Annotated in this window: 5 protein-coding genes and 1 pseudogene; 1 reads left to right on the top strand and 5 read right to left on the bottom strand. The window is 70.9% G+C overall.

Translation table 11 applies throughout. From position 1 onward, the window contains the following. From BST14_RS27165 to BST14_RS27150, 4 genes and pseudogenes are all read right to left on the bottom strand, one after another. Nucleotides 1–366, bottom strand: a pseudogene (locus tag BST14_RS27165) (signal recognition particle-docking protein FtsY); the annotation flags it as partial. 54 nt (nucleotides 367–420) lie between these two features. Next, complete coding sequence (gene smc, locus BST14_RS27160; RefSeq protein ID WP_083067384.1) at nucleotides 421–4,017, bottom strand: chromosome segregation protein SMC; 3,597 nt, start codon at nucleotides 4,015–4,017, stop codon at nucleotides 421–423. Nucleotides 4,018–4,185: 168 nt separating this feature from the next. Beyond that, the gene (locus BST14_RS27155; protein WP_083067383.1) at nucleotides 4,186–4,479 is read right to left on the bottom strand and encodes an acylphosphatase; all 294 of its coding nucleotides are present in this window, start codon (nucleotides 4,477–4,479) and stop codon (nucleotides 4,186–4,188) included. Continuing rightward, a complete protein-coding gene (locus BST14_RS27150) occupies nucleotides 4,466–4,879 on the bottom strand; it encodes an OsmC family protein (RefSeq protein ID WP_083067382.1) in 414 nt (137 codons plus the stop codon). The genes BST14_RS27155 and BST14_RS27150 overlap by 14 nt, the downstream gene beginning before the upstream one ends. 52 nt (nucleotides 4,880–4,931) lie before the next feature. Here BST14_RS27150 and BST14_RS27145 point away from each other — a divergent pair, with 52 nt between their 5' ends. Further along, nucleotides 4,932–5,708, top strand: a complete 777-nt coding sequence (locus BST14_RS27145; RefSeq protein ID WP_083067385.1) for a PIG-L deacetylase family protein — start codon at nucleotides 4,932–4,934, stop codon at nucleotides 5,706–5,708. Nucleotides 5,709–5,729: 21 nt separating this feature from the next. On the opposite strand, the gene mutM is transcribed toward BST14_RS27145, so the two are convergent. Further along, on the bottom strand, nucleotides 5,730–6,599 hold the full coding sequence (gene mutM / locus BST14_RS27140; protein ID WP_083067381.1) for a DNA-formamidopyrimidine glycosylase: 870 nt from the start codon (nucleotides 6,597–6,599) through the stop codon (nucleotides 5,730–5,732). Nucleotides 6,600–6,691: the final 92 nt, after the last annotated feature.

Raw genomic sequence — 6,691 nt, 5'->3', positions numbered from 1 at the left:
GGCCCGGGCCGCCGGTGCGGACGGGGCCTGGACGCTCGGAGGCGGCGGGGCCGGGGCTTCGGGTTCGGGTTCGGGTTCGGGAAGTTCGACCTCGGAGATGGTGCGCCGCGGCGCGTCGCGGGGAACGGCGGCGTCGTCGCCTACCGCGGGCAGACCGGTGGTGTCGAGCCGGTCGGCCGTCGTGGTCTGGCTGAAGGTGATGCCCGAGGAGGCGGTGTAGCCGCCGGAGCGGTCGATCGCGCCGGGTTCGGTGCGGGCGGCGAAGCTGATCCGGCGGCGGCGATACCGCAGCAGCCCCAGCACCAGCGCGGTGATGACGAGCAGGGCAGCGACGACCGCGACGGCGATCCAAAGACCTTGGGACACGATGACATTGTTTCAGGGGCGGCGTGGGCGCCCGGCAGCCACCACCTCGGGGCGCTATTGCATGGCGCCGGCCAACTGGTCCACCTGCTGGCCACGCATCCGCTGGGAGATGACGGCGGTGATGCCGTCGCCCTGCATGGTCACGCCGTAGAGCGCGTCCGCGACCTCCATCGTCGGCTTCTGGTGCGTGATGATGATGAGCTGCGAGCGCGCCCGCAACAGCTCGAACAGCGAGATCAGCCGCCGCAGGTTGGTGTCGTCGAGCGCGGCCTCCACCTCGTCCATGATGTAGAACGGCGACGGGCGGGCCCGGAAGATCGCCACCAGCATGGCCACCGCCGTCAGCGCCTTTTCGCCGCCGGACAGCAGCGAGAGCCGGGTGATCTTCTTGCCCGGCGGGCGGGCCTCGACCTCGATGCCGGTGGTGAGCATGTCGTTGGGGTCGGTCAGCCGCAGCCGGCCCTCGCCGCCGGGGAACAGCACGGTGAAGACCTCGGTGAATTCGCGTTCGACGTCGGCATACGCCTCGCTGAACACCTGCAGGATGCGGGCGTCGACCTCGTCGACCACCCCGAGCAGGTCCTTGCGGGCGGCCTTGACGTCCTCAAGCTGGGTGGACAGGAAGTTGTAGCGCTCCTCGAGAGCCGCGAACTCCTCGAGCGCCAGCGGGTTGACCCTGCCCAGTTCGGCCAGCTCCCGCTCGGCCCGCTTGGCCCGCCGCTCCTGGGTGGCCCGGTCGTAGGGAATCGGTGCGGGCGCGAAGACCTGCTCGCCGCGCTCCTTGGCCTGCTCGTATTCGGCCATCTCCAGGTCGGTCGGCGGAAGCGGGTTGTGCGGGCCGTACTCGGCGATCAGGTCGGCCGGCGCCATGCCGAACTGCTCGAGCACCATCTGCTCGAGCTGCTCGATCCGCATGGCCGCCTGGGCGTTGGCCACCTCGTCGCGGTGCAGCGCGTCGGTCAGGGTGGCCACCCGGGCGCTCAGCGCGTTCACCTCGTCACGCACCGCGGCCATCGCGGCCGCGCGCTGCTGGCGCTCGGCGGCCAGCGCGTCGCGGACCTTGGACGCCGCGTCGACGACCCCGTTCAACCGCTGCGCCAGCAACCGCCCGGAGTCGGCCACCGCCGCCGCCACCGCGGCGGCGCGCAGCCGCGCCTCCCGCGCCTGCTGAGCCCGCAGCCGGGCTTCGCGTTCGGCCGCGGCCGCGCGGCGCAACGAATCGGCGCGCCCCCGCACCGCGTTCGCACGCTCTTCGGCGGTCCGCACCGCCAGCCGCGCCTCCACCTCGACGCTGCGCGCGGCTTCGGTCGCGGCGGCGATCCGCTGGCGGTCCACGGGTTCTTCCGTCGGCGCCTGCTGGGTCTCCTGCGCGTTGCGCAGCCGCGTCTCCAGTTCGGTGACCTCGGCGACGGTCTGGCTCCGGCTCGCTTCGAGCTCCTCGCGCTGCCGCAGCAACCTGCTCCACTCGTCCTCGGACGTCCGGGCCTCCTGGCCCAGCCGGCCCAGCTGTTCGTACATCCCCGAGATCTCGCTGTCGGATTCGTTGAGCGCGGCCAGCGCCTGCTCGGCCGAGTCCTGACGGGCGGCCTGCTCGGTCAGCGCCCCGGACAGCGCCGCACTCAGCTGGGCCACCCGGGCCTCGGCCGCGGCCAGCTCGTCGCCGGCCTTGTCGATCTCCGAGGTCACCTCGAGCGTGGACAGCTTGCGGTCCGAGCCGCCGCTCACCCAGCCGGCGCCCACCAGATCGCCGTCGAGGGTGACCGCACGCAATTGGGGATGCGCGGCCACCACCGCCAGCGCCCGGTCCAGGTCGTCGACCACCGCGACGCCGGAGAGCATGGCCGTGATCGCGCCGCGCAGCCGGGCGGGCGCGTCGATCAGGTCGAGTGCCCACAGCGCACCCGCCGGGGCGGCCTGCGGCGCGGGTTGGTCGGCGGGCCAGTCCCCCAGCACCAGCGCGGCGCGGCCGCCGTCGGCCTCCTTGAGCGCGGCGACGGCCGAGCGGGCCGCGCCGAAGCTCTCGGCGGCCAGCGCGTCGGCCGCCGATCCCAGCACCGCGGCCAGCGCCGCCTCATAACCCGAACGAACCTTGACCAGCTTGGCCATGGGGCCCAAAAGACCTGTGCCGCTGTGGTTTTGGGTAAGCCACGCCGCGCCGTCCTTGCGGTCGAGCCCGATCGCGAGCGCGTCGATGCGGGCCCGCAACGAGGCCACCTGGCGTTCGGCGTCCCGCTCGGCGGCCTGCAGTTCGGCCACCCGCTCGTCGGCCAGCCGCAACGCGGCGACGGTGCGCTCGTGGTGTTCGTCCAGGCCCACCTCGCCCTGGTCGAGTTCACCGACCCGGCCCTGGACGGTCTCGAATTCCACCTTGGCCTGCTGCGCGCGGGCGGCGGCCTGTTCGATGCGCTCGGACAGGCGCGCCACGCTGTCGTCGATCGATTCGACGCGCGCCCGCATCGTCTCCACCTGGCCGGTCAGCCGGGCGAGGCCTTCGCGCCGGTCCGCCTCCGCGCGCACGGCCGCCATGTGGGCGCGATCGGCCTCGGCGGCTTCCCGCTCGCGCTCCGCCAATTCCGCGCGGGCGGCGTCCAGCCGGGTGCGCGCACCGTCCAGCTCGGCGAGCAGCCGTTGTTCGGCGGCCGCGACCTGGTCGGCCTCGGCTTCCAGCGCGTCGGGGTCGGTGTCGCCGGTGGCGACCGGCTCGACATCGAGGTGCTGCGCCCGCTCGCTCGCGATGCGCACGGTCGCGGCGACCCGTTCGGCCAGCGCGGACAGCGCAAACCAGGTGTGCTGAACCGACTCGGCGCGGCCGGAGAGTTCGGCCACCGCGGCCTCGTGCGTCGTCAACTCCTCGGACGCCACCGCCAGCCGCGAGGAGGCCTGGTCGTGGTCGCGCCGCATGGCGGCCTCGGCCTCGAAGATGGCCTCCCGCTCACCCTGCCGGTTGACCAGGTCGTCGGCGGCCAGCCGCAGCCGGGCGTCGCGGAGGTCGGCCTGGATGGTCGCCGCCCGTCGGGCCACCTCGGCCTGGCGGCCCAGCGGTTTGAGCTGACGGCGCAGCTCGGTGGTCAGGTCGGTCAGCCGGGCCAGGTTCGCCGACATCGCGTCGAGTTTGCGGAGAGCCTTTTCCTTACGCTTGCGGTGCTTGAGCACCCCGGCGGCTTCTTCGATGAACGCGCGCCGGTCCTCGGGTCGCGACTGCAAGATCTCGTCGAGCTTGCCCTGCCCGACGATGACGTGCATCTCCCGGCCGATCCCGGAGTCGCTCAGCAGCTCCTGAACATCCATCAAACGACAACTGCTGCCGTTGATTTCGTACTCGCTGGCGCCATCGCGGAACATCCGCCGCGTGATGGACACCTCGGAGTATTCGATGGGCAGCGCGTTGTCGGAGTTGTCGATGGTGACGGTGACCTCGGCGCGGCCCAGCGGGGCCCGCGACGACGTCCCGGCGAAGATGACGTCCTCCATCTTCCCGCCGCGCAGCGTCTTCGCTCCCTGCTCCCCCATCACCCAGGCCAGCGCGTCGACGACGTTGGATTTGCCCGAGCCGTTGGGGCCGACGACGGCGGTGATGCCCGGTTCGAACCGCAGAGTCGTCGGCGAGGCGAAGGACTTGAAGCCCTTCAGCGTCAGACTCTTGAGGTACACGGCGAGCCAGACTACCGCTCAAATCGGCCCGGACGGCGGCACCGCGGGGTGTCGGACGGCCCGAAATACGGGCGGCGATTCGGGCGGTCGACGCACTGGTCACAGTGGTCACATCAGCCACGGGAAGGTGCCTGTCGCCTCCGCAGAGCGCGAGCCCGACGCCGCCGTTCACCGCTCGACGAAACCCTCGAACCGCTCCTGCGGTTGTGACCAGTCGGCGACCACCTTGTCGACGCGCCCGGGGGGCGACGGCCAGGCGGTGCCGCCTTCCAGCAGGCGCAACAGCTTCTCACCGGCCGAGCGCGGCCCCTGGGCGACCACCAGAACGCGGCCGTCGGGCCGGTTGGCCGCGTAGCCGGTGAGGCCCAGCTCCAGCGCCCGGCAGCGGGTCCACCAACGGAAACCGACGCCCTGAACCTGGCCGTGCACCCAGGCGGTGAGCCGCGTGTCAGGCTCCGACATCGTTGACCTCGAGGTTCACGGTGGTTCCGGACTTGAGCGTGCGCCCGACCGTGCAGACCTGATCGATCGCGCGGTCGACCACGGCCAGCAGGCGCTGCTTCTCGTCGTCGGCCAGCGACGACAGGTCCAGTTCCAGGGTCTCCGCGAGCAGCGGATAGCGTTCCTGCTCGCGGTCGGCGGCGCCGGAGACCTTGACGACCGCCTTGTAGTCGTCGCCCAGCCGGCGGGCCAGCGGCAGGTCGCTGGCCATTGCGCTGCACGCCGCGAGCGCGATCTTGAGCAGCTCGCCGGGGGTGAACACGCCGTCGACGTCCTCGGATCCGATCGGCACCTGCGCCCCTCGTGAGCTGTACCCGGTGTATCGGCGAGTCCCGGTGCGTTCCACCCATAGTTCGGCCATGGCTTATTTCTACCGGGCGTCCGAACTTCGAGGCGCGGGCATACTGTCTGGCATGTCCATCGTGGTCGCCTTCCACGCCCACCCGGACGACGAGGTCGTGCTCACGGGCGGCACCCTGGCGCGGGCGGCGGCCGCTGGGCACCGGGTGGTCGTGGTCACGGCGACCGACGGGCGCGTCCACAACGAGGACGACAACGACCGGCTGGACGAATTGCGGTTAAGCGCAAGCATTCTCGGGGCGCATCGGGTGGAGTGCCTGGGGTACGCCGACAGCGGCTACGGTCCGCTGTTCTACCCGGATCCGCCCGGGCGCACCCGATTCGGCCGCGCGGACCTCGACGAGGCGGCCGGGCGGCTGGCCGGCATCCTGCGCGACGAACGCGCCGATCTGCTGCTGAGCTATCAGCCCAACGGCGGCTACGGGCACCGCGACCACGTTCAGGTGCACCGCGTCGGCAAGCGGGCGGCCGAGCTCGCCGCCATCGCGCGGGTACTCGAGGTGACGATGCCGCGCGAAATGTTGCTTCGGGTCAGCGATGTCGCGCATGTGTTGCGGCTGCCACAGCCCTACGAGCGCGACATCGTCCGCGGCGCATACGCCCCGCGCGCCACAATCACCCATCGGGTCAACGTCTTTGGGTTCGCGCGCCAGAAGCGGGACGCGTTCGCCGCGCACCGCTCCCAGATCGGCGCTTCCGGTCTGGTCGCGCGCGTGTTCGGGCTGCTGCTGCGGTTGCCGCCCCAGGTGTTCGGTGCGCTGTTCAGCCACGAGTGGTTCGTGGACCCGGCGCTGCCCACCGGGACGCTGCGCCGCGACATCTTCGATTAATTCATCTGCGCCAAAACCCGCTCAACCCCGCGGGCGCGGTTGACATTTCGGGCAATAGAACGAGGAGCGATTCATGAATTTCTCCCGACGCATCACCGCCCCGCAGCGGCGGCAGGCTTGGCCTTCACGGCCGTAGGCGTCCAGCGATCGGTCGAAGTATCCGGATTCGCCGTTGACGTTGACATACAGCGAGTCGAACGATGTCCCACCTTCGGTCAGCGCGTCGCGCATCACGTCGGCGGCCGCGTCCAGCAGGGCGGTCAACTGCTTGCGGCTCAGCGTGTCGGACAGGCGTGCACCGTGCAGCTTGGCCCGCCACAGCGCCTCGTCGGCGTAGATGTTGCCGATACCGGACACCACCTGCTGGTCGAGAAGCTGCCGCTTGATTTCGGAATGCTTGCGCCGCAATACCTTTATCACCGCATCCGGGTCGAAGCGAGGGTCCAGCGGGTCACGCGCCAGGTGCGCGACCGGTTCGGGCACCACGCTGCCGTCCACCTCGAGCAGGTCGGCGAGCATCCACCCACCGAAGGTGCGCTGGTCGGCGAAACTCAGCACGGTCCCGTCGTCGAGCAGCGCGGAGATTCGGACGTGGTCGGCGCGCGGCACCGCACCGAGCAGCATCTGACCGCTCATGCCGAGGTGGACTACCAGTGCCGTATCCGGTTGCTGCCCAATGGGTTCCGTGTCGAGCAGCAGCCACAAATATTTGCCGCGCCGATCCGTGCCGGTGATCCGCGCGTTCAGCAGCCGGGCGGTGAGGTCCGCTGGCCCCGCTAGGTGACGACGCACCGCGCGCGGGTGATGCACCCGCACCGCAGTCATCGTCTTGCCGACGACGTGGGCGTGCAAGCCGCGGCGCACCACCTCGACTTCGGGCAGTTCGGGCATCTAGGCGGGCACCATCTAGTGTCCTGAGTCGTTAATTCGTCGGCAGTAGTTGGCGATGCTGTCCAGGATTTGGTCGGCGGTCTTGGTCCACA

Origin of the sequence: Mycobacterium arosiense ATCC BAA-1401 = DSM 45069, from assembly GCF_002086125.1 — a bacterium.
In the GTDB taxonomy this organism is placed as follows: Bacteria; Actinomycetota; Actinomycetes; order Mycobacteriales; family Mycobacteriaceae; genus Mycobacterium; species Mycobacterium arosiense.
The sequence above is the reverse complement of the archived record's forward strand: the minus strand, read 5'-3'. Positions and strand labels throughout refer to the sequence as shown.